This window comes from Pseudoxanthomonas sp. J31, from assembly GCF_000510725.1.
Lineage (GTDB): Bacteria > Pseudomonadota > Gammaproteobacteria > Xanthomonadales > Xanthomonadaceae > Pseudoxanthomonas.
On the sequence record NZ_AZNZ01000010.1, the window covers coordinates 112,475 to 134,417 of the forward strand.

General features: G+C 72.9%; 17 protein-coding genes. 9 read left to right on the forward strand and 8 right to left on the reverse strand.

Annotated elements, in window-relative coordinates; all coding sequences use genetic code 11:
- Window positions 1-8 precede the first annotated feature (8 nt).
- Window positions 9-629: a ribosome biogenesis factor YjgA gene (yjgA, locus tag PSEJ31_RS0111840; protein ID WP_028915565.1), complete on the reverse strand. Its 621-nt coding sequence runs from the start codon at window positions 627-629 to the stop codon at window positions 9-11.
- A 116-nt stretch (window positions 630-745) separates the two neighbouring features.
- On the opposite strand from yjgA, the gene pmbA reads away from it, so the two are divergent.
- Window positions 746-2,101 (forward strand): metalloprotease PmbA, encoded by a 1,356-nt coding sequence (gene pmbA, locus PSEJ31_RS0111845; protein WP_028915566.1) that lies wholly within the window; start codon window positions 746-748, stop codon window positions 2,099-2,101.
- Window positions 2,102-2,215: 114 nt separating this feature from the next.
- The gene (locus PSEJ31_RS0111850; RefSeq protein ID WP_019397498.1) at window positions 2,216-2,578 is read left to right on the forward strand and encodes a DUF4870 domain-containing protein; all 363 of its coding nucleotides are present in this window, start codon (window positions 2,216-2,218) and stop codon (window positions 2,576-2,578) included.
- Window positions 2,579-2,658: 80 nt separating this feature from the next.
- Here PSEJ31_RS0111850 and PSEJ31_RS0111855 read toward each other — a convergent pair whose 3' ends face one another.
- The 5 genes from PSEJ31_RS0111855 to PSEJ31_RS0111875 form a co-directional block, all read right to left on the reverse strand.
- On the reverse strand, window positions 2,659-3,534 hold the full coding sequence (locus PSEJ31_RS0111855) for a farnesyl diphosphate synthase (protein ID WP_028915567.1): 876 nt from the start codon (window positions 3,532-3,534) through the stop codon (window positions 2,659-2,661).
- Window positions 3,524-3,781 carry an exodeoxyribonuclease VII small subunit gene (locus PSEJ31_RS0111860; protein WP_019397496.1) on the reverse strand — a complete coding sequence of 86 codons (258 nt, stop codon included), beginning with the start codon at window positions 3,779-3,781 and terminating at the stop codon, window positions 3,524-3,526. The genes PSEJ31_RS0111855 and PSEJ31_RS0111860 overlap by 11 nt, the downstream gene beginning before the upstream one ends.
- A 31-nt stretch (window positions 3,782-3,812) precedes the next feature.
- Entirely contained in the window at window positions 3,813-5,138 is a 1,326-nt protein-coding gene (gene tilS / locus PSEJ31_RS0111865; RefSeq protein ID WP_028915568.1) for a tRNA lysidine(34) synthetase TilS, read from the reverse strand.
- A 45-nt stretch (window positions 5,139-5,183) separates the two neighbouring features.
- Complete coding sequence (locus PSEJ31_RS0111870; protein WP_028915569.1) at window positions 5,184-6,143, reverse strand: acetyl-CoA carboxylase carboxyltransferase subunit alpha; 960 nt, start codon at window positions 6,141-6,143, stop codon at window positions 5,184-5,186.
- A gap of 85 nt (window positions 6,144-6,228) precedes the next feature.
- Window positions 6,229-6,627 (reverse strand): RidA family protein, encoded by a 399-nt coding sequence (locus PSEJ31_RS0111875; RefSeq protein ID WP_019397773.1) that lies wholly within the window; start codon window positions 6,625-6,627, stop codon window positions 6,229-6,231.
- Between the two features lie 136 nt (window positions 6,628-6,763).
- Between PSEJ31_RS0111875 and PSEJ31_RS0111880 the strand changes: the two genes are divergently transcribed.
- Window positions 6,764-7,672 carry a LysR family transcriptional regulator gene (locus tag PSEJ31_RS0111880; RefSeq protein ID WP_028915570.1) on the forward strand — a complete coding sequence of 303 codons (909 nt, stop codon included), beginning with the start codon at window positions 6,764-6,766 and terminating at the stop codon, window positions 7,670-7,672.
- Between the two features lie 3 nt (window positions 7,673-7,675).
- Here PSEJ31_RS0111880 and dnaE read toward each other — a convergent pair whose 3' ends face one another.
- Window positions 7,676-11,251 (reverse strand): DNA polymerase III subunit alpha, encoded by a 3,576-nt coding sequence (gene dnaE, locus PSEJ31_RS0111885; protein ID WP_028915571.1) that lies wholly within the window; start codon window positions 11,249-11,251, stop codon window positions 7,676-7,678.
- A 155-nt stretch (window positions 11,252-11,406) separates the two neighbouring features.
- On the opposite strand from dnaE, the gene PSEJ31_RS0111890 reads away from it, so the two are divergent.
- From PSEJ31_RS0111890 to PSEJ31_RS0111915, 6 genes are all read left to right on the forward strand, one after another.
- On the forward strand, window positions 11,407-12,657 hold the full coding sequence (locus PSEJ31_RS0111890) for a DUF418 domain-containing protein (protein WP_028915572.1): 1,251 nt from the start codon (window positions 11,407-11,409) through the stop codon (window positions 12,655-12,657).
- Window positions 12,658-12,768: 111 nt separating this feature from the next.
- Window positions 12,769-15,057, forward strand: a complete 2,289-nt coding sequence (locus PSEJ31_RS0111895; protein WP_028915573.1) for a patatin-like phospholipase family protein — start codon at window positions 12,769-12,771, stop codon at window positions 15,055-15,057.
- A gap of 60 nt (window positions 15,058-15,117) precedes the next feature.
- Window positions 15,118-16,371, forward strand: a complete 1,254-nt coding sequence (locus tag PSEJ31_RS0111900; protein WP_028915574.1) for an FAD-dependent oxidoreductase — start codon at window positions 15,118-15,120, stop codon at window positions 16,369-16,371.
- Window positions 16,372-16,381: 10 nt separating this feature from the next.
- Complete coding sequence (gene gorA / locus PSEJ31_RS0111905; RefSeq protein WP_019397779.1) at window positions 16,382-17,767, forward strand: glutathione-disulfide reductase; 1,386 nt, start codon at window positions 16,382-16,384, stop codon at window positions 17,765-17,767.
- A gap of 29 nt (window positions 17,768-17,796) precedes the next feature.
- Window positions 17,797-18,576 (forward strand): N-formylglutamate deformylase, encoded by a 780-nt coding sequence (gene hutG / locus PSEJ31_RS0111910; protein ID WP_028915575.1) that lies wholly within the window; start codon window positions 17,797-17,799, stop codon window positions 18,574-18,576.
- Window positions 18,573-19,583, forward strand: coding sequence for a DMT family transporter (locus PSEJ31_RS0111915; RefSeq protein WP_013535869.1), 1,011 nt, complete (start codon window positions 18,573-18,575; stop codon window positions 19,581-19,583). Before hutG ends, PSEJ31_RS0111915 begins: the two co-directional genes overlap by 4 nt.
- Before the next feature lie 101 nt (window positions 19,584-19,684).
- Here the strand turns inward: PSEJ31_RS0111915 and fusA are convergent, their stop codons facing one another.
- On the reverse strand, window positions 19,685-21,751 hold the full coding sequence (gene fusA, locus PSEJ31_RS0111920; protein WP_028915576.1) for an elongation factor G: 2,067 nt from the start codon (window positions 21,749-21,751) through the stop codon (window positions 19,685-19,687).
- Window positions 21,752-21,943 lie beyond the last annotated feature (192 nt).

Sequence of the window (21,943 nt, forward strand, 5' to 3'; positions counted from 1 at the left end):
CGGCGCGGTCAGTCGTCCTGGCCGGGCTCGAAGCCGGCGTCGTCGAACTCGAGCTCGTCGTCGACGGAGGTCGCGGCGTCCGCGCCGTACCCGGCCGCCTCGCCGGCGGCCGCGCCGCCCAGCAGCGCCTTCAGTTCGCGGAACAGCTCGCGGAACGCGCGCGGCGGCTTGTTGCGCTTGCGCTCCTCCAGCGTGTTGCGCACCAGGGTGCGCAGGTGCTGGCGGTCGGCGTGCGGATGCTCGTCCAGCAGCTGGCCGAGGGCGGCGTCGCCTTCCTCCAGCAGCCGCTCGCGCCAGCCTTCCACCCGGTGCATCAGCGCCACCTCGCGGCGCGCGGCCACGCCGTCCTCGTCCAGCGCGTCGCGGATCGCGTCCAGCGCGGCCTCGTCCTCGCGCCGCATCTGCTTGGCCAGGAACGCCAGCTGGCGCTTGCGCGCGATGTGTGCGGTGATCTTCCGGGTCTGCTCGATGTGCGGCAGCAGGTCCTCGGGGATGGGCAGCTTCGACAGCTGGGTGGGGGTCAGGCCGGCCAGCTTCTCGGCCAGCTCCAGCACGCCCAGCGCTTCGCGGCGCTTCTGGCTGCGGCTGGGGGAAAGGTATTCGCCGGTTTCTTCGTCGCGTCCGCGCATGGGGTGGGGGCTCGTTCGGATGGGCGCGATTCTACCCGCATGGCCACCGGCGCCATGCATCGCCGGCGCCGGGTGCGGCCCGGCACACTATCGGATTGCCTGTTGAGGATGGGAACGTGAACGACATCGTGCGCAACGACGACAGCCAGCAGCGGCTGGACCGCCTGGCCGAGATCTCGCAGCGGCTGCTGGCCCGCGCTCGCGCGCTGGGCGCCAGCCAGGCCGAGGTCAGCTGCAGCGAGGAGCGCGGGCTCAACGTGTCCGTGCGCATGGGCGAGGTGGAGACGGTGGAGTCGTCCAACGACCGCGGCATCGCCGTGACCGTGTACTTCGGCAAGCGCAAGGGCAGTGCCAGCACCGCCGACCTGCACGAATCCAGCCTGGAGGCCACGGTCGAGCAGGCCTGCGCGATCGCCCGCCACACCGAGGACGACGAGGCCGCCGGCCTGGCCGACCCGGAGCTGATGGCGCGCGAATTCCCCGACCTGGACACCTGGCACCCGTGGCGGCTGGACGCGGACGAGGCGGTGGAACTGGCCTTGGCCTGCGAGGCCGCCGGGCGCGAGGCCGACCCGCGCGTGGCCAATTCCGATGGCGCCTCCTTCGGCAGCGGCGAGAGCCTGGCGGTGTACGCCAACAGCCACGGCTTCGTCGGCCGCGAGCGCGAGACCCAGCATTCGCTGGGCCTGGCCCTGATCGCCGGGCACGGCGAGGCGATGCAGCGCGACGGCTGGTACAGCATCGGCCTGGCGCGCCAGGACCTGGAAAGCCCGGCAGCGATCGGCCGCCGCGCCGCCGAGCGCGCGGTCTCGCGCCTGGATCCGCGCAGCGTGGCCACCGGCGAATACCCGGTGCTGTTCTCCGCCGAGGTCGCCCGCTCGCTGGTCGGCCACCTGCTGGGCGCGGTCTCCGGCGGCGCGCTGTACCGCAAGGCGAGCTTCCTGCTGGACAGCGTCGGCACCCGCCTGTTCCCGGAATGGCTGTCGATCCATGAGCGTCCGTTGCTGCCGCACGGCCTGCGCTCGGCCGCGTTCGACGCCGACGGCGTGGCCACCCGCGACAACCCGCTGGTGGTCGACGGCGTGCTCCGCCGCTACGTGCTGGGCAGCTACTCGGCGCGCAAGCTGGGCCTGCAGACCACCGGCAACGCAGGCGGCGTGCACAACCTGGAGGTCTCGGCCAACGCCGGCACCCTGCAGGACATGCTGCGCGGCATGGGCCGCGGCCTGCTGGTCACCGAGCTGATGGGGCAGGGCGTCAACCCGGTGACCGGCGACTATTCGCGCGGCGCGGCCGGGTTCTGGGTGGAGGACGGGCAGATCGCGTTCCCGGTGGACGAGCTGACCATCGCCGGCAACCTGCGGACGATGTTCGCCGCGGTCGAGGCAGTGGGCAGCGAGGTCGACCCGCGCTCGCACATCCGCACCGGCCCGATCCTGGTCGGGAAGATGACCGTGGCCGGCGGGGACTGAGCCGCGCGCGGCGCGGCGGGAGGATGGGCGCGGCCGGCCCGGATTGCTATCCTTCGGCCGCTTCACCCATTGCACCGTGCGGTGCCTTTCCGACTACTTACAGGGGAAAAACGAATGAACGACTACAACAGCACCGCGGTGAGCGCCGACGAGCGCCTGTGGGGCCTGTTCGCCCACCTGTCCACCTTCATCGGCCTGGTCATCCCGCTGGGCTCGCTGCTGGGTCCGCTGGTGGTGTGGCTGATCAAGAAGGACACCATGCCCTTCGTCAACGACCAGGGCAAGGAAGCGCTGAACTTCAACATCACCGTGCTGATCGCCGCGGTCGTCTCGGGCGTGCTGACCCTGGTGCTGATCGGCTTCCTGCTGCTGATGGTCGTGGCCCTGGGCTGGATCGTGCTGTCGATCATCGCCGCCATGGCCGCCAACCGCGGCGAGGCCTACCGCTATCCGTTCACCCTGCGCCTGGTGAAGTAAGCGCCGGCGCGCGAGCGCCAATGCAAAGGGCCCGGCAACGCCGGGCCCTTTGCTTTTTCCGGCCTGCGATGGCGCGGCCTTCAGTGGTTGCGGCGCACCGCCAGCTCGCCGAGCGCCTGCAGCAGGTCGCTGCCGCCGCCCAGCCCGGCCAGCGCGGCCTGCATCTGCAGCGCCAGCTGCTCCAGCTTGGCGCGCGCGCCGTCCACGCCCAGCAGGGCGGGGTAGGTGGACTTGGCCTGGGCCACGTCCTTGCCCGCGGTCTTGCCCAGGGTCTCGCTGCTGGCCTCGATGTCCAGCAAGTCGTCGCGCACCTGGAAGGCCAGGCCCAGCGCGTCGGCGTAGCGGTCCAGCTGCTGCAGGGTCGGCTCGTCGGCGCCGGCGCCCAGCGCGCCCATGCGCACCGCGGCGCGGATCAGCGCCCCGGTCTTGAGCGAATGCATGCGCTGCAGCGCCTCCAGCGGCAGCTGGCTGCCGGTGGCGTCGATGTCCAGGGCCTGGCCGCCGCACATGCCGCGCGCGCCGGAGGCGCGCGCCAGTGCCTGCATCCAGGCCGCGCGCAGCGCGGCCGGCGCCTGTGCCTCGGCCAGCGCCTCGAAGGCCAGGGTCTGCAGCGCGTCGCCGGCCAGGATCGCGGTGGCCTCGTCGAAGGCCACGTGCACGGTGGGACGGCCGCGGCGCATGTCGTCGTCGTCCATCGCCGGCAGGTCGTCGTGCACCAGCGAATAGGCGTGGACCAGTTCCACCGCCGCGGCCGGGGCGTCCAGCAGCGTTTCGTCCGCGCCCAGCGCGGTGCCGGCGGCGTACACCAGCAGCGGGCGCATGCGCTTGCCGCCGCCGAGGGTGGCGTGGCGCATGGCCGCGTGCAGGCGCCGCGGCTCGGCGGCATCGTCCGGGAGCAAGCGTTCGAGGGTGGCTTCGGTGCGCGCGGCCCAGCGCCTGAAAACCTCAGGCGCCATCGTCGGCGCCGAACGGCTGGGCGTCCTCGGGACGGTCGGGGTCGGAGAGCAGGCGCACGCGCAGCTCGGCCTGCTCCAGCGCGCCCTGGCAGCGGCGGTACAGGCCGACCCCGCGCTCGTAGGCGGCCAGCGAATCCTCAAGGCTCATTTCGCCCTGTTCCATCTTCTCGACCAGCTGCTCCAGCTCGTCCAGCGATTGCTCGAACCGGGCGACGGGGGAGGCGTCGAGGGCATCGTTCTTCGGCATGCGGCAAGTGTGCGCGGTGGGGCGGAAGGGGTCAACGCGGCGCGCGCGGCGGCTGCCAGCGCAGGACCAGGGCGTGCGCTTCCAGCCACTGCTCCAGCGGGGCGGCCAGGACGATGTCGGCGGCCGCCAGCACGCTGCCGCCGGCATCGCACAGCAGCGGCAGCTGCGTGCGCCGCCACGGCGGCACGCCACGTTCCTGCAGCAGGTGCTTGAGCGCGTGCGAATGCGCGCGGCCGCGCAGGCGGATGCGCTCGCCGCCGCGGCGCGCGCGCGCCAGCAACGGCGCCGCGAACGCGGCCTGCGCCGGCTGCCCGGTGGCATCGGCCAGCCACAGGCGGCCCCCGTCCGGCAGTTCCAGTGGCGCGCGGCCGTCCCACCCGGCCTGCCAGTGGGCGGGCAGCGGCGCGCGCTCCACATCGGCATGCAGTAGCCCGCGCCAGCGCAGCACGCGCGCGCCCGACCAGGCGAAGCGTGCCCCGGCGTCGGGCCGTGCCGGCAGCAGCTCGCGCTCGATCCGTTCCACCCCGCGCGCCGGCAGCGGCGGCAGGCCCAGACCGCGGATCCACGCCCGCAGCAGGCGCGCGCGGCGCGCGGCGGGCAGGGCCTGCAGCGGTTCCACCGGCAGCACCTGGCCGTCGTCGCCGGCAAGCTGGTCCAGCAGGGCCGCGTCGTCGGCCCGGAGCAGGGCGTCGGCCTGGGCGCTCAGCGTGGCGCTGCGGGCCAGGGCCGCGGCCGCGTGCGGCCAGCGCCGGCGCAGCAGCGGCAACACTTCCAGGCGCAGGAAATTGCGCTCGGCCTCGGCCAGCGCATTGCTGGGGTCGTCGATCCAGCCCAGGCCGTGGGCGCGGGCATAGGCCTCCAGCGCCTGGCGCGGCAGCTGCAGCAGCGGCCGCCAGTGCCAGCCCCCGCCGAACCGGCGCAGCGGGCGCATCGCGCCCAGGCCCTCCGGACCGGAGGCGCGCAGGGCGCGCAGCAGGAAGGTCTCGGCCTGGTCGTCCTGGTGGTGGGCGGTGGCCAGCACGCCGCCGCGCGGCAGGGCCGCGGCCAGGGCGGCGTAGCGCGCCTCGCGCGCGGCCGCTTCCAGGCCCAGTCCGGCGTCCAGCGCCGGCGCCACCCGGCGCACCTCGCAGGGCACGCCCAGCGCCGCGGCCACCTCCAGGCAATGCGCGGCCCAGGCATCGGCCTGCGGTTGCAGGCCGTGGTGCACGTGCACGGCGCGCAGGCCACGGGCGCGGAGCGCCGGCTCCGCGGCCAGGCGGTGCAGCAGCACGGTGGAGTCCAGCCCGCCGCTGAAGCCCGCCAGCAGCGGGCCGTCGCATTCCGGCGGCAGGTCGGGCAGCGGCAGGCGGTCGGGCATGGCCGCTATCGTACGCGGCGGCCCGGGCCGGGCCGCCGCCGTGGCTCAGGCCGCCTCGTAGGCGCCGTAGCCGTGCAGGCGCTGGTAGCGGCGCTGCACCAGCTGCTCGAGCGGCAGCTTCTCCAGTTCGTCCAGCTGGTTGAGCAGCACCGCCTTCAGCCGGCGCGCCATCTGCCGCGGGTTGCGGTGGGCGCCGCCGGTGGGCTCGCGCACCACCTTGTCGACCAGGCCCAGGCTGTGCAGGCGGCGCGCGGTCAGGCCCAGCTGCTCGGCCGCATCCTTGGCCTTGGCCGCGTCCTTCCACAGGATCGAGGCGCAGCCTTCGGGCGAGATCACCGAGTAGGTGCTGTACTCGAGCATGATCGTGCAGTCGCCCACGCCGATGGCCAGGGCGCCGCCGGAGCCGCCTTCGCCGATCACGGTGCACACCACCGGGACCTTCAGTTCGGCCATCTCCAGCAGGTTGCGGGCGATGGCCTCGGACTGGCCGCGCTCCTCGGCGTCGATGCCCGGCCAGGCGCCGGGGGTGTCGATGAAGGTCAGCACCGGCAGGCCGAAGCGCTCGGCCAGCTTCATCAGGCGCAGCGCCTTGCGGTAGCCCTCGGGCTTGGGCATGCCGAAGTTGCGGCGGATCTTCTCTTTGGTGTCGCGGCCCTTCTGGTGGCCGATCACGACCACCGCGCGGCCGTCGATCCGGGCCAGGCCGCCGACGATGGCCTTGTCGTCGGCGAAGGCGCGGTCGCCGGCCAGCTCCTGGAACTCGTCGCAGATGATCTGCACGTAGTCCAGGGTGTAGGGGCGCTGGGGGTGGCGGGCCATCTGCGAGACCTGCCACGGGGTCAGGTCGCGGAAGATCTGCGCGGTGCGGAGCCGGAGCTTGTCCTGCAGCGCCTTGACCTCGGCGTCGACGTTCACCGCCGGGCCGGTGCTGGCATTGCGCAGTTCCTGGATCTTGGCCTCCAGGTCCGCGATGGGCTGCTCGAAATCGAGGTAGTTCGGATTCATCCGTTGTCCGGCGTGCCGGGTAGTACAGGAAGGCGGGGAGTGTAGCCGAACACACGTGATTGGACCGGACCGTACGGTATGGGGCTCAGGCCGCCTGTGGCATCCGCGCCACCGCCTTGATCTCGAAACGGAAGCCGTACAGCCACTCCACGCCGATGCCGGTGAGGGCCGGATAGGGCGGCCCGCCCCAGTACTCGGCGGCGACCTGCCAGGCGCGCTCGAAGTCGCGCTCGGCGTCGACCATGAACACGGTCACGTCGACCACGTCCTCGAAGCTGCAGCCGGCCGCGGCCAGCACCGCCTCCAGGTTGGCGAAGGCGCGTCGCACCTGCCGTTCCAGGTCCGGCTCCGGCGAGCCGTCCTCGCGGCTGCCCACCTGCCCGGACACGAACAGCAGGTCGCCGGCGCGTACCGCCGCCGAGTAGCGGTTGCGTGTGTACAGGTCCTGCCGTCCTTCGGGGAATACCGCCACGCGGGTTGCCATCGTCGTTGCTCCATCGGTGGCCGTCCGGGATGGATGGCCCGCGGTCACTGTAGGAAGCCGGCCCCGGCGGATATACCGCGCAGCCCCGGCCAGACTGTTTGTAAAATCCAAACAATCCACGCCACCTGACGGGCCCATGGACCGTTTCGACGCGATGCAGGCCTTCGTCCGGGTTGCCGAAACCGGCAGCTTCACCCGCGCGGCGACCGACCTGGGCCTGGCCCGGGCCACCGTGACCCAGCTGGTGCAGCAGCTGGAGGCACGGCTGCGGGTGCGGCTGCTGGACCGCACCACCCGGCGGGTGAGCCTGACCGCCGACGGCAGCGCCTTCCTCGAGCGCGCGCTGCGCCTGCTCGCCGACCTGGACGACGCCGAGACCGGACTGCCGGGCCAGGCCGCCGCCGCCCGCGGACGCCTGCGGGTGGACATGCCGAGCCCGCTGGCGCGGCTGGTGGTGGTGCCGGCGCTGCCGGCGTTCCACGCGCGCTATCCGGAGATAGAGCTGGTGCTGGGTGCCAGCGACCGCGTGGTGGACCTGATGGGCGCCAATGTCGACTGCGTGGTCCGTGGTGGCGAGCTGGCCGACGGCTCGCTGGTGGCACGCCGCCTGGCGCGGCTGGCGCTGGGCGTGTACGCCGCTCCGGCCTATCTGGAAAGGCATGGCACCCCGGCGCATCCGGGCGAGCTGGAAGGCGCCGCGCACCGTAGCGTGGGCTTCCTGTGGGCCAGCAGCGGCCGCCCGCTGCAGCCGGTCCTGCGCCGCGGCACCGAGCAGGTGCAGGTGCGCGCCCGGCCGCGGCTGGCCGTGGACGACGGGAATGCCTACCAGGCCGCGGTCCTGGCCGGGCTGGGCGTGGCCTGGATGCCGCGCTACATGGCCGACGCGCATGTGGCGCGCGGCGAGCTGGTGGAGCTGTTCGCGGACTGGCGGCTGGCGCCGATGCCGCTGTCGCTGGCCTGGCGTCCGCGACCGCAGGTCGGGGCGCGCCTGCGTGCCTTCATCGACTGGATGGTGGAACTGATGGCGCCGTACGACGCCGGCTGAGGCTCAGTTGACCCAGGGCCGGCCGATGGCGACCTTGACCGCGCGCACCACCGGCAGGCCGCGCAGCGCGTCCAGCAGCGGTGGCGCCACCCGCACCGAGTTGCCACCGTTGAGGTCGAGCACGCCGGTGGCGCCCTGGCCCTTGCCGCCGACCTGCACGTGCAGGCGCAGCGGGGTGGGGCCGGGGCGGTGGCGGGCCAGCACCTCGTCGACCCGGTTCCAGGCGCGCGGGTCGCGCAGGTCCAGGCGCAGGGCCAGGCGCTGGGCGTGGTTGGCGCACAGCTGCTCGAAGTCCCAGGCCTGCTTCAGGCGCAGGCTCCAGCCGCCGTTGAACTCGTCCTCGCGCAGGCCGCCCTGCACGACCAGCACGCGGTCGCGCACCAGCAGGCTGGCCATCTCCGCGGCGGCCTCGGCGAACACGCCGCACTCCAGCCGGCCGCGGCCGTCCTCCAGCTGCACGAACACCTGGCTGTCGCCCTTGCGGCGCAGGCCCACGACCATGCCGGCCACCACCACCTGCACCTCCGGGCGCCAGCTGCGCTTCTCGTTGGCGCCGCTGGTGCCGGCGGCCCACAGTTTGTCCAGGTCGCCCAGGTCGTTGCCGACCAGGGCGCGCACGTCCTCGCGGTAGGGGTCGAACGGGTGGCCGCTGAGGTAGTGGCCGAGGGTCTCGCGTTCGCCGTCCAGCTTCTGCCGCAGCGGCCACTCGGCGCATTCGGGCAGGTCCAGCTGCAGCGCCGGGCCGGCGTCGGCCGAGGGCAGGCCGAACAGCGAGGTCTGGCCGGCGGCGGCTTCCCTGGCCATCTGGTCGGTGGCCTTGAGCACTTCCGGCAGCTGCAGCATCAGGGTGGCGCGGTTGCGGCCCAGTGCGTCCAGCGCGCCGGCGTTGATCATCGCCTCCAGCGCGCGGCGGTTGAGCTTGGCCGAGTCCACCCGGCGGCAGAAGTCGAGCAGGTCGCGGTACTCGCCGCCCGCCTCGCGCTCGGCCACGATCGCCTCGCACAGGCCGCGGCCCACGCCCTTGATCGCGCCAAGGCCGTAGCGGATGGTGTCGGCGCTCACCGCCTCGAACATGTACGGCGAGTCGTTGACCGTCGGCGGCAGGATGGTCAGGCCGAGGTTGCGCGCCTCGGCCAGGAAGCCGACCACCTTGTCGGTGTTGTCCATGTCCGAGGACATGGTCGCGGCCATGAACTCGGCCGGGTAGTGCCGCTTGAGCCAGGCGGTCTGGTAGGAGACCAGCGCGTACGCGGCGGCGTGCGACTTGTTGAAGCCATAGCCGGCGAACTTCTCCATCAGGTCGAAGATCTCGTCGGCCTTCTTCTCGTCGACGCCGCCCTTGGCCGCACCCTCGCGGAACATCTCGCGGTGCTTGGCCATCTCCGCCGGGATCTTCTTGCCCATCGCGCGGCGCAGCAGGTCGGCGCCGCCGAGCGAGTAGCCGCCGACGATCTGCGCCATCTGCATGACCTGCTCCTGGTACACCATGATGCCGTAGGTGTCCTTGAGGATGGCCTCGGTGCGCGGGTCGGGGTAGACGATCTCCTGCTGGCCGTGCTTGCGCGCGTTGAAGTCCGGGATCAGGTCCATCGGGCCCGGGCGGTACAGCGACACCAGCGCGATCAGGTCCTCGAAGCGGTCCGGGCGCGCGTCCTTCAGCAGGCGGCGCATGCCCGAGGATTCGAACTGGAACACCGCGCCGGTGTTGCCGCTGGCGAAGATGTCCTTGTAGGTGGCCTCGTCGTCCAGCGGCAGCGCGGCGATGTCCAGCGGCGGGATGCCGGCGCGCTCGTGGCGGCGGTTGATGGCCTTCACCGCCCAGTCGATGATCGTCAGCGTGCGCAGGCCCAGGAAGTCGAACTTCACCAGGCCCACTTCCTCCACGTCGTTCTTGTCGAACTGGGTGACCGGGTTCTTGCCCAGGCCGTCGTGGTCGTGTTCGGCGAACAGCGGGCAGAAGGTGTACAGCGGGGCCGGCGCGATCACCACGCCGCCGGCGTGCTTGCCGGCGTTGCGGGTCAGGTCCTCCAGCTGGCGCGCCAGGTCGATCAGGTCGCGCACTTCCTCCTCGGACTGGTAGCGCTGGATCAGCTCGGGCGAGGCCATTTCCTCGTCCTTGCCTTCGCCCATCGCGTCCTTGAGGGAGATGCCGAGGATGTTGGGGATCAGCTTGGCCACGCCGTCGACGAAGCCGTACGGGAAGCCCAGCACGCGGCCGGCGTCGCGCACCACGGCCTTGGCCGCCATGGTGCCGTAGGTGATGATCTGGCTGACCCGCTCGCGCCCGTACTTGCGGGCGACGTAGTCGATCACCTCGTCGCGCCGGTCCATGCAGAAGTCGATGTCGAAGTCGGGCATCGACACGCGTTCCGGGTTGAGGAAGCGCTCGAACAGCAGGTTGTAGGGCAGCGGATCGAGGTCGGTGATCTTCAGCGCCCAGGCCACCAGCGAGCCGGCGCCCGAACCACGCCCCGGGCCGATCGGGATGCCCTGGTTCTTGCCCCACTGGATGAAGTCGGCAACGATCAGGAAGTAGCCGGGGAACCCCATCTTGATGATGGTGTCCAGCTCGAAGTCCAGCCGCTTGAAGTAGTCCTCGCGGGTCTTGCCCGGCGCCAGCGGGTTCTTCGCCAGGCGCTCCTCCAGGCCTTCGTAGGCCTGCTTGCGGATCCAGCTGTCCAGGGTCTCGTCGTCCGGCACCGGGTAGGCCGGCAGCGCGTACTTGCCCAGGGTCAGTTCGAGGTTGCAGCGCCGCGCCAGCTCCACGGTGTTGCTGATCGCGTCGGGGATGTCGGCGAACAGCGCGGCCATCTCCTCCGGCGACTTCAGGTACTGCTCGGGGCTGTACTCGCGCGGGCGCTTGGGATCGTCCAGCACCCGGCCGGAAGCGATGCACACGCGCGCCTCGTGCGCGTCGAAGCCGGCGCGGTCGAGGAAGCGCACGTCGTTGGACGCCACCACCGGGATCCCGCGCGCCGCCGAGGCGTGCAGGGCGAAGCTGTTGAACGCCTCCTCGCCGTCGCGCCCGGTGCGGGTCAGCTCCAGGCACAGGTTGCCGTCGAAGTCGCGCTGCCAGTCGGCCAGCTGCTGCTGGGCCAGGTCGTGGCGGTTCTCCAGCGCCAGGCGGCCGGCCAGGCTCTCGCGCCCGGCCAGCAGGATCAGGCCCTGGCCGCATTCGCGCAGCCAGTCCGGGCGCACGGCAACGCCGCCCTCGGGGCGGTGGCCTTCCATCCAGGCCCTGGTGAGCAGCTTGGACAGGTTGAGGTAGCCGCCGTGGTCGCGAACCAGCGCGGTCAGCCGCCACGGGGCCTCCCCGGGGGCGGTGGCCACCATCAGGTCGGCGCCGGCCACCGGCTTGATCCCGACCGCCTCGCAGGCCTTGTAGAACTTGATCAGGGCGAACAGGTTGTTGAGGTCGGTGACGGCCAGGGCGGGCAGCCCCAGTTCCACCGCGCGGCTCAGCAGGTTCGGCCGCTTGGCCTTGGCCGGGTCCGCCTGGTCCGGTTTCTCGGGCACGCGGATGATCGAGTCCGCAAGCGAGTACTCGGTGTGGACGTGGAGGTGGACGAAGCCGGACATGCGGCGGTCAGGGTACCGGGGGGGGCAGGGGGCCAACAAGGCTTGACGCCGGGCCCGCGGCGCGGACCGCAGGTGCGGCGGGCCCCGGCGGGGGCAGACCGGACGGGCGGGATCGGCGATCATCGCCGCCTCCGATCCATGGAATGGAGTCCCACGTGACCGCAACCGACCTGCGTCCACTCGCCCCCGGCGAGCGCAACCCGACCCTCGATGCGCTGCGTGGCACCGCGCTGCTGGGCATCCTGCTGATGAACATGGAGGGCTTCAACGGCCCGGTGCTGGCATCCGGCAGCGGCCTGGACCCGAGCCTGGCCGGCGCCGACCGGGTGGTGGACGCGCTGGTCTATTTCTTCGTCCAGGGCAAGTTCTTCACCCTGTTCTCGCTGCTGTTCGGCATGGGCTTCATGGTCATGTCGCAGCGCGCCGAGGAGGCCGGGCGTGGGTTCGCCGGCCTGTACCTGCGGCGCATGGGGGTGCTGCTGTGCATCGGCCTGGCCCACGGCGTGCTGGTCTGGTCCGGCGACATCCTGCTGGCCTACGCCCTGCTGGGCATGCCGCTGCTGCTGGTGCGCAACGCGCCGCCGCTGTGGCTGGCGCTGCCGGGCGTGCTGCTGTTCCTGGTCGGCCCGGGCATGGTGCTGCTGTATGCGCTGGCCCTGGCCGTCTCCGGCCCGGCCATGCAGGCCGCCATCGACAAGCAGATGGCGCCGATGGTGGAGCTGGTCGCCCGCGCCAGCGAGGTCTACGCCCACGGCAGCTGGGGCGAGGCGGTGGCGGTGCGCGCCACGGAGGTGGCGGTCAACCTGTCCGGCCTGCCCATCATCGGTGGGCTGGTGCTGGGCATGTTCCTGGTCGGCGCGGCGCTCGCGCGCAGCGGCGCGCTGGCCGCCCCGGAGCGCTTCCCGCGGCTGTTCGCCCTGCTGCGCTGGGGGCTGATGCCGCTGGGCGTGGCGGTCATGGCGGGGTCGATGGCGATCACCCCCGGGGCGAGCTTCGGCCAGTTCAACGCGCGCATCGGCCTGGCCCAGGCCCTGGGCCTGCTGGCTGGCGGACTGATGTGCATGGGCTACGTGGGCTGGCTGGTGGCCCTGTTCCGCAGCCGCGCCGGCGCCGGCCTCGCGCGCTGGCTGGCCCCGGCCGGGCGCATGGCGCTGACCAACTACCTGCTGCAGTCGGTGGTCTGCACCCTGGTGTTCTACAACTACGGCCTGGGCTACTTCGGGCAGATGCCGCGCGCCTGGCAGGCGGTGTTCGCGCTGGTGCTGTTCGTGCTGCAGGTGCTCCTCAGCCACGTCTGGCTGGCGCGTTTCCGCTTCGGGCCGATGGAGTGGCTGTGGCGCTCGGCCACCTACCTGCGCCCGCAGCCGATGCGCCTGCGCGCGCAGCCCGCGGCCGGGCGCGCCTGACCCGCCGTCCCCATCCTCCGCCGTCGTCCCGGCCCGGGGCCGGCCACGGCGGCATTGCTTCCGCGCGCACGCGCCTGCCGCTAACCTCGCGCCACTCACCAGGAGCGGGTCATGGACAAGGTCGCGGCCGCGGGCCGGCGCAAGGGCAGGATCGTCCAACGCGGCGCGGCCGCAGGCTGGCTGCTGGCCGCATGCATGGCGCTGGCGGGCACCGCGGCCGCCGCCGGCGCGCCCGACCCTGCGGCGCCTGTGGCCGCGCCCGGCACGTCCTGCCCGCAGCGCGATGGCGACACCTCGCGCCCGCGCGTGGGCCTGGCCCTGGGCGGCGGCGGCGCGCGCGGCGTGGCCCACCTGGGCGTGCTGCGCAAGCTGGAGGAACTGGGCGTGCCGGTGGACTGCATCGCCGGCACCAGCATGGGCTCGCTGGTCGGCGGCCTGTACGCGGCCGGGGTGCCGCTGGAGGAGATGGAACAGCTGGTCCTTGAAGCGGACTGGAAGCAGCTGTTCGACGACTCCATCCCGCGCCGCGAGCGCAGCTACCGGCGCAAGCAGGACGACCGCGAAGGCCTGGCCACCCTGGGCCTGGGCGTGGGCGCGCGCGGGGTGCGGCTGGCGCCGGGGGTGCTGCAGGGCGAGCGCATCCTCTCCCTGTTCCAGCGCAAGACCCTGCACGTGGCCGCGGTGCGCGACTTCAACCGGCTGCCGATCCCGTTCCGCGCGGTGGCCACCGACCTCAACACCGGGCAGCCGGTGGAACTGGGCGCCGGCAGCCTGGCCCAGGCCATGCGCGCCTCGATGTCGCTGCCGGGCATCTTCCAGCCGGTGCGGATCGATGGCCGTGTGCTGATCGACGGCGGCATCGCCGAGCAGGTGCCGATCGACACCGTGCGGCGCATGGGTGCCGACGTGGTGGTGGCGGTGGACGTGGGCACCCCGCTGATGGAGCTGGACAGCGATGCCAGCGTGCTGCAGGTGGTCTCGCAGCTGACCGGCATGCTGACCGTGGGCAATACCCGCGACTCGACCTCGCGCCTGCGCGAGGGCGACGTGCTGGTGGTGCCCGGGCTGGGCGAGGACGTGGCCACCGGCGACTTCGCCAAGGCCGCCGAGGCCCTGCGCATCGGCCGCGAGGCCGCCGAGGCGGCGGCCGCGCAGCTGGCCGCGCTGCCGCGCTGGCAGGCCGCGCCGCCGGCAGTGCCGGAGGCCGAGGCCCCGGCGCGGATCGACTACGTGCGCCTGGAGAACGGCAGCCGCTACGACGACCAGGTGCTGGCGGCGATCCTCGACGTCCCCACCGGCCAGGCACTGGACGCCGACCACCTCGAGCGCGCGACCCTGCGCGCGTACAACGAGGGCACCTTCGCCAGCGTCACCTACGAGGTCGAGCGCAATGCCGACGGCCTCACCGGGGTGGTGGTGCGCGCGCGGGAGAAGCCGCAGGGCCCGAACTACCTGCAGGCCGGCTTCCGCACCGTCACCGACTTCAGCGGCACCAACGAGACCAGCCTGCGCCTGGCCGTGCTGCGCTCGCCGGCCACCGCCTACGGCGCCGAGGCGCGCGCCCTGGTGGGGGTGGGCAGCGACCCGGAACTGCAGGGCGAGTACTACCACCCGTTCGACCCGCAGGCGCGCTGGTACCTGTACGGCCGCGCCGGCGCGCGCCGGACCACGGTGCCGGTGTTCGGGCGCGGCAACCGCCTGGCCAGCTACGAGGCCAAGGTCGCCAGCGCCCTGCTGAGCCTGGGCCGCACCTTCGGCCGCTACGGCGCCGCCGAGGTGGGCGTGGAGCGCAGCGTCGGCGAGGCGCAGGTGGAAGTGGGCGACCCGGCGCTGCCGGACGTGGACGTGGATGCCGGCAGCTGGTACGCGCAGCTGGCGGTGGACCGCCTGGACAGCCTGTACTTCCCGCGCGAGGGCCACTGGTCGCGCCTGACCTACCGCCGCAGCGCCGGCTGGCTGGGCGGCGACGCCCGCTTCCAGGAGGCCGGGCTGGACGTGCTGGCGGCGATGCCGTTCGGCCGCCACGCGGTGCAGGGTTCGCTGGCGTACCACGCCACCCTGTCCGGCGAACTGCCGCTGCACCTGCGCCACCGCCTGGGCGGACGCGGGCGCCTGGCCGGCTTCCACTACAACGAGCTGGCCGGCGAACACTATGCGGTGCTGATGGCCGGCTACAGCTACCAGCTGGCCTCGTTCTTCCGCCGCTCGGCGGTGGCCGGGGCCACGCTGGAGTACGGCAACGCCTGGGAACGCCGCGGCGACATGCGCCTGGGCGACGGCATCTGGAACGGCAGCCTGTACCTGGGCTTCGACTCGGCGATGGGGCCGATGCTGTTCGGCTACGGCCGCCGCGAGGGCGGCGAGGCGGTGCTGTTCCTGGAGATCGGCAAGCCGTTCTAGCGGCGGTTGCGGCGGCAACGACGCGCCGCAGGCGCGGCGCGCCGGCGTAGACTTGCGCGGGTGAACAACCCCGACGACGTCCTCATCCTCGGTGGCGGAGCCATCGGCCTGGCCACCGCGCTGTCGCTGCTGGAGGCCGGTCGCGGGGTGCGGGTCCTGGAGGCGGGCCGCGTCGGCGGCGCCACTTCGCACGGCAACTGCGGCACCGTCACCCCCAGCCATGCGCCGCCGCTGGCCGCGCCCGGCGTGCCCTGGCGCGCGCTGCGCTGGATGCTCAGCCCCGATGCCCCGCTGTACCTCAAGCCGCGCCTGGACCCGGAGCTGTGGCGCTGGCTGCTGCACTTCGCCCGCCGCTGCAACCAGCGCGACTGGATGCAAAGCGCGCGTGGCCGCGCCGCGATCCTGCGCGACTCGCGCGCGCGCCTGGCGCAGTGGATCGAGCGCTACGGCCTGGATTGCCAGTTCACCGCCTCCGGCCTGGACTACGTGTTCCGCGACCGGCGCAACTTCGACGAGTACGTGGCCGAGTGCGGCCCGCTGGCCGAGCTGGGCATCGCCACCGAGGTCATCGACGGCGCGGAGTACCAGCGCCGCGAGCCCGCGCTGCGCGAAGGCCTGGTCGGCGCGATCCACTTCCCCGACGACGCCCACCTGCGCCCGGACCGCTACACCGCCGGCCTGGCGCGCGCGATCCGCGAGCGCGGCGGGCTGATCGAGGAGCAGGCGCCGGTGCGCGCGCTGCTGCCCGATGCCAGCGGCGCCAGCGTCGTGCTGGAGGACGGCAGCCGCCGCCGCGGCCGCGAGGTGGTGGTGGCGATGGCGGCCTGGACCCCGCGGCTGCTGCGCCCGCTGGGCGTGCGCCTGCCGATCCAGCCCGGCAAGGGCTACTCGATCACCTACGGCCCGCAGGCCGGCGCGCCACGGCGCCCGCTGGTGCTCAAGGACCGCCAGGTGTTCGTCACCCCCTGGGCGGACGGCTTCCGCCTGGGCAGCACGATGGAGTTCTCCGGCCAGGACACCAGCCTCAATCCGGTGCGCCTGGGCGCGCTGGAACGCGCCGCGCGCGAATACCTGCGCCAGCCGCCGCCGGCCGGGGCGGCGCTGGAGAAGTGGTACGGCTGGCGGCCGATGACGTACGACGACCTGCCGGCGCTGGGCCGCGCTCCCGGCCATCCTCACGTCTGGATCGCGGCCGGGCACGGCATGCTGGGCATCAGCATGAGCGCGGCCAGCGGCCAGCTGGTGGCCGACCTGGTCACCGGCCGCACGCCCGCGATCGATCCCGCGCCCTACCGGGTCGAACGCTTCCAGTAGAGGAGGAGCCATGAGCCAGACCGCCGTCCACCGCCCGCAGGCCGGGTTCGACCTGGTGGTGATCGGTGGAGGCTCCGGTGGGCTGGCCGGCGCGTTCGCCGCCGCCGCGCACGGGGCGCGGGTGGCGCTACTGGAGCCGGGCGAACTGGGCGGCACCTGCGTCAATGCCGGCTGCGTGCCGAAGAAGGCGATGTGGCTGGCGGCCGGGCTGGCCGAGCGCATGGCCCTGGCCGCCGACCTCGGCTTCGACCTGCCGCAGTCGCCGCCGGCGCTGGACTGGCCGGCCTTCATCGCCCACCGCCAGCGCTACATCGCCGGCATCCACGCCAGCTACCGCCGCCGCCTGGACGCGGCCGGCATCGCGTTGATGCCCTGCCGCGGCCGCCTGCGCGACGCACACACCGTGGACACCGACACCGGCGTGCGCCTGCGTGCCGGGCGCGTGCTGCTGGCCACCGGCGCGCATCCGCTGCGCCCGGACATCCCCGGCGCGGAACTGGCCGGGGTGTCGGACGATTTCTTCGAGCTGTCGCAGCCCCCCGCGCACGTGGCCCTGGTCGGCGGCGGCTACATCGCGGTGGAACTGGCCGGGGTGCTGCAGGCACTGGGCAGCCGGGTCGAGGTGTTCGCGCGCGGCCCGCGCCTGCTGTCGGGCATGGACGCGGAAGTGGTGGCCACGCTGCAGGCCAACATGCAGGCGCGCGGCGTGCGCCTGCACCTGGAGGCGCCGGTCAGCGCGCTGCACGCGACCGGGGGCGGGGTGCGCGTGGTGCACAAGGGCCAGGAACAGGGCGTGGTGGCGGAGGTGTTCGACCGCGTGCTGTTCGCCACCGGGCGCCGGCCCAATACCGCCGGCCTCGGCCTGGAGGAAGCCGGGGTGGAGCTGGGCGGGCACGGCGAGGTGGTGGTCGACCAATGGCAGGACACCTCGCTGGAGGGCGTGCACGCCGTGGGCGACGTCACCGGCAGGCTGGCCCTGACCCCGGTGGCGATCGCCGCCGCGCGCCGGCTGATGGCGCGGCTGTTCGGCGGCCAGGCCGACGCGAAGCTGGACTATGCCGACGTGCCCACCGTGGTGTTCTCGCATCCGCCGCTGGCCACCGTGGGCCTGACCGAGGAACAGGCGCGCGAGCGCTACGGCGATGCGGTGCGGGTGCATGCCAGCAACTTCCGGCCGATGCTGACCGCGCTGGCCGACTCGCCGCAGCGCAGCCTGTTCAAGCTCGTGTGCGTGGGCGAAGAGGAGCGGGTGGTGGGCATCCACCTGCTGGGCGAGGCGGTGGACGAGATCCTGCAGGGCTTCGCGGTGGCGCTGAAGCTGGGCGTCACCCGCGCCCGGCTGCACCAGGTGGTGGCGATCCACCCGACCTCGGCCGAGGAGCTGGTGCTGCTCTGACGGTGCGCGCACGCGCCTACAATCGGCGCATGGACGACATCTTCCACCTGCACCAGGGCGACGCGCCGCTGCTGATCAGCCTGCCGCACGACGGCAGCGAACTTCCCGCCGACATCGCCGCGCGCCTGACCGACAGCGCCCGCCGCGTGCCGGATACCGACTGGCACGTCTCGCGCCTGTACGCCTTTGCCCGCGAGCTGGGCGCCTCGATCATCCGCCCGCGCTACTCGCGCTACGTGATCGACCTCAACCGCCCGCCGGACGACGCCTCGCTGTATCCCGGCCAGAACACCACCGGCCTGTGCCCCACGGTGCAGTTCAGCGGCGAACCGGTGTACCAGCCCGGCGCCGAGCCGGACCAGGCCGAGATCGCCCGCCGGCTGGAGGCGTACTGGCGCCCGTACCACGACAACCTCGACGCCGAGCTGCAGCGCATCCGCGGCCAGCATGGCCGGGTGGTGCTGTGGGAAGGGCATTCGATCCGCGGCCGCCTGCCGTACCTGTTCGAAGGCGCGCTGCCGGACCTCAACCTCGGCACCGCCGGAGGCCACAGCTGTTCCCCGGCCCTGCGCCAGCGCCTGGAAGAAGTGCTGGCCGCACATCCGCAGTACAGCCACGTGGTCGACGGCCGCTTCAAGGGCGGCTACATCACCCGCCACTACGCCGCTCCGGAGACCGGCGTGCAGGCGGTGCAGCTGGAACTGGCCCAGCGCACCTACATGGACGAGGACAGCTTCGCCTACGACCCTGTGCGCGCCGAGGCGCTGCAACAGGTGCTGCGCGCGCTGCTGCAGGCGGTGCTGGCATGAGCGGACGCGGCCCGGCCCTGGCCGCTGCGGCCGGCGAGGGCGCGGAGGAACCGGCGCCAGCCCGGCCTGCGGCCGCCACCGCGGGCGGGGACGACGCACGCAAGGCCCGCGCGCGGCAGCGCTGGGGCCTGCTGTATGCCGCGCTGGGCGCCGTCCTGTTCTCGGGCAAGGCGATCATCGTCAAGCTCGGCTACCGCCATGGCGCCGACGCGGTCACCCTGCTGGCGCTGCGCATGCTGGTGGCGTTCCCGTTCTTCCTGCTGATGGGCGCATGGGCGACCCGGAGCGCACGGACCACGCTGCACCGCGGCCACTACCTGAGGATCCTGGTGCTGGGGTCGCTGGGCTATTACCTGGCCAGCTTCCTGGACTTCGCCGGACTGGCCTACATCACCGCCACCCTGGAGCGGCTGATCCTGTACCTCACCCCGACCCTGGTCCTGCTGATCGGCTGGCTGGCGTTCGGCCGCCGCCCGGGGCGGCTGCAGTGGATCGCGCTGGCGGTGAGCTACGCCGGCGTGGCCCTGGCCTTCGGCCACGACCTGGTGGCCGGCGGCGAGGGCATCGTGCTGGGTGGCGTGCTGGTGTTCGGTAGCGCGCTGACCTATGCGCTGTACCTGGCCGGCAGCGGCGAACTGGTGGGCAAGGTCGGCGCGGTGCGGCTGACCGCGCTGTGCAGCTCGGTGGCCTGCCTGCTGTGCATCGGCCAGTTCCTGCTGCTGCGGCCACTGTCGGCGCTGGACCTGCCGGCCGAGGTGTACTGGCTGTCGCTGGCCAACGGCACGCTGTGCACGGTGGCGCCGGTGCTGCTGGTGATGCTGGGGATCTCCCGGGTCGGCTCCGGCCATGCCTCGCAGATCGGCATGCTCGGCCCGGTCTCGACCATCGTGCTGAGCCTGCTGCTGCTGGACGAGCCGATGGGCGCCTGGCAGGTGGCCGGCACGGTGCTGGTGCTGGGAGGCGTGCTGCTGGTCTCCCGCGCTCCGGTGGCACGCCGCACGGCCTGATCTTCCCCACGCCGGCCTGCAAAGGCTTTGCGTAGCCCGGGCAAGCGAAGCGCATCCCGGTTCACCCCTTCCTTGTCCGGGCCACGCAAGCATGCGGGCCCTCAATCCTCCTCCGGCTTCGGCTTCCACCCCTCCACCAGCTTCTGCTGCACGTTGGGCGGCACCGGCTCGTAGTGGCTGAAGTCCAGCGCATAGCGGCCCTTGCCGGCGGTCAGCGACTTCAGCTCGGCGGCAAACCCCTCCAGCTCGGCCTGCGGCACCTGGGCGCGGACGATGCTCTCCGCGCGCAGGCCGTCGCCGCTGTCGGTGCCGACGATGCGCGCGCGGCGGGTGGCCAGCGCGCCGGTGACGTCGCCCACCTGCGCCTCGGGCACCGACACCTCCAGCGCCACCACCGGCTCCAGGACCAGCGGCCTGGCCTTGGCCACCGCATCGAGGAAGGCCTTGCGCCCGGCGGTGACGAAGGCGATCTCCTTGCTGTCCACCGGATGGTGGCGGCCGTCGTACACCACCACGCGCACGTCCTGCACCGGATGGCCGCTGATCGCGCCGCCCTGCAGCGCCTGGCGCACGCCTTTCTCCACCGCGGGGATGAACTGCCCGGGGATGGTGCCGCCCTTGACCTCGTCCACGAACTCGAACCCCGCGCCGCGCTCCAGCGGTTCCACCCGCAGGAAGACCTCGGCGAACTGGCCGGCGCCGCCGGTCTGCTTCTTGTGGCGGTGATGGCCCTCGGCCGGCACCGAGATGGTCTCGCGATAGGCGATGCGCGGGGGGCGCGTGACCACCTCCAGGCCGAAGCGCTCCTTCAGCCTCTCCAGCATCACCCGCAGGTGCAGCTCCGACAGGCCGCGGATCACCGTCTCGTTGACCTCGACGTTGTGCTCGACCACGAAGGCCGGGTCTTCCTCGGCCAGCTTGCGCAGCGCCTGCGACAGCTTCTGCTCCTGGCCGCGGCTGGTGGCCTGCACCGCCAGCCCGAACATCGGCTTGGGGAAGGACACCGGCGCCAGGTGCACGCCGTCCTCGTCGTGGCTGTCGTGCAGCACCGCGTCGAAATGCACTTCCTCGATCTTGCCCACCGCGGCGATGTCGCCGGCGATGGCCTGCTCGATCTCCACGTGCTCGCGCCCGCGCAGCGCGAACAGATGGCCCACGCGGAACGGCTTGCGCCCGTCGTCCACGAACAGCTGGGTGTCGCGCCTGACCGTGCCCTGGTAGACGCGGAACACGCCCAGCTTGCCCACGAAAGGGTCGTTGACCACCTTGAAGACGTCGGCGATCACGTGGCCGTCGGCGTCCGGGTGCACCGGCACCGGGCGCTGGCCGCCGCCATCGCCGGCCACCAGCGGCGGCGGGTTGGCCTCGGTGGGATCGGGGAACAGCCGCGCCACCAGCTGCAGCAGCTCGCGCACGCCCACGCCGCTGCGCGCGGAGACGAAGCACACCGGGACCAGGTGCCCCTCGCGCAGCGCCTTTTCGAAGGCGTCGTGCAGCTCGCCCGGCGCGAGCCCGGCCTCGCCGTTCTCCAGGTAGCGGTCCATCGCCTCCGGATCGACCTCCACCACCTGGTCGAGGATGCGCTGGTGCCACTCGGATACCGGCCCCAGGTCGGAGTCGCCGGCGCCGGCGTCGAAGCAGTCGACCACGCGCCGGCCCCAGTCCGCCGGCAGGTTCAGCGGCAGCACTTCCGGGCCGAAGGTCTCGCGCAGCTGCATCAGCACCCGGCCGCAGTCGGCGTGCTCGTGGTCGATCTTGTTGACCACGATCGCCCGGCACAGGCCGCGCTCGCGCGCGCGCTCCATCAGCCGCAGGGTGCCGTGCTCCACGCCGGTGTCCGCGTCGACCACCACCAGCGCGGTCTCCACCGCCGAGAGCGCCGACAGCGCCGGACCACGGAAGTCCGGATAGCCGGGCGTGTCGATGAAGTTGAGGTGGGCACGGCCGTCGCCGTTGGCCAGGTCGATGCTGGCGATGGCGATGTCCAGCGAGTGGCCGCGCTGCTTTTCCAGTGGATCGGAGTCGGACACGGTGTTGCCGCGTTCGACGCTGCCTGCCGTAGCGAGGACGCCGCCGGCATGCAGCAGGGCTTCGAAAAGGGTTGTTTTGCCGGCGCCGGGGTGGCCTGCGAGGGCCACGTTGCGGATGTCGTGGGTGGTGTAGGGCATGTGCCGTCCTCCTGGGGGGGATTGGAGGCCGTCATGGCAGTCCGGCACGCGCCGATCCATGGAGGACGGCCCGGGCTCGTGCCGCGGGCGGTCATGGCGGAAGCCACACCATCGCGCCTTGCGCGCGCGCGGGCACGTTGCGTCGCACAAGCACGCACGCCGGCCCGCGCACGGCCCGCTAACGGACCGGCC

Bases quoted from the DNA above. Each gene is read 5' to 3' on its own strand.
- yjgA (WP_028915565.1), bottom strand. From the start codon at position 629: ATGCGCGGACGCGACGAAGAAACCGGCGAATACCTTTCCCCCAGCCGC.
- PSEJ31_RS0111850 (WP_019397498.1), top strand. From the start codon at position 2,216: ATGAACGACTACAACAGCACCGCGGTGAGCGCCGACGAGCGCCTGTGG.
- PSEJ31_RS0111855 (WP_028915567.1), bottom strand. From the start codon at position 3,534: ATGGCGCCTGAGGTTTTCAGGCGCTGGGCCGCGCGCACCGAAGCCACC.
- PSEJ31_RS0111860 (WP_019397496.1), bottom strand. From the start codon at position 3,781: ATGCCGAAGAACGATGCCCTCGACGCCTCCCCCGTCGCCCGGTTCGAG.
- tilS (WP_028915568.1), bottom strand. From the start codon at position 5,138: ATGCCCGACCGCCTGCCGCTGCCCGACCTGCCGCCGGAATGCGACGGC.
- PSEJ31_RS0111870 (WP_028915569.1), bottom strand. From the start codon at position 6,143: ATGAATCCGAACTACCTCGATTTCGAGCAGCCCATCGCGGACCTGGAG.
- PSEJ31_RS0111875 (WP_019397773.1), bottom strand. From the start codon at position 6,627: ATGGCAACCCGCGTGGCGGTATTCCCCGAAGGACGGCAGGACCTGTAC.
- PSEJ31_RS0111880 (WP_028915570.1), top strand. From the start codon at position 6,764: ATGGACCGTTTCGACGCGATGCAGGCCTTCGTCCGGGTTGCCGAAACC.
- dnaE (WP_028915571.1), bottom strand. From the start codon at position 11,251: ATGTCCGGCTTCGTCCACCTCCACGTCCACACCGAGTACTCGCTTGCG.
- PSEJ31_RS0111895 (WP_028915573.1), top strand. From the start codon at position 12,769: ATGGACAAGGTCGCGGCCGCGGGCCGGCGCAAGGGCAGGATCGTCCAA.
- gorA (WP_019397779.1), top strand. From the start codon at position 16,382: ATGAGCCAGACCGCCGTCCACCGCCCGCAGGCCGGGTTCGACCTGGTG.
- hutG (WP_028915575.1), top strand. From the start codon at position 17,797: ATGGACGACATCTTCCACCTGCACCAGGGCGACGCGCCGCTGCTGATC.
- PSEJ31_RS0111915 (WP_013535869.1), top strand. From the start codon at position 18,573: ATGAGCGGACGCGGCCCGGCCCTGGCCGCTGCGGCCGGCGAGGGCGCG.
- fusA (WP_028915576.1), bottom strand. From the start codon at position 21,751: ATGCCCTACACCACCCACGACATCCGCAACGTGGCCCTCGCAGGCCAC.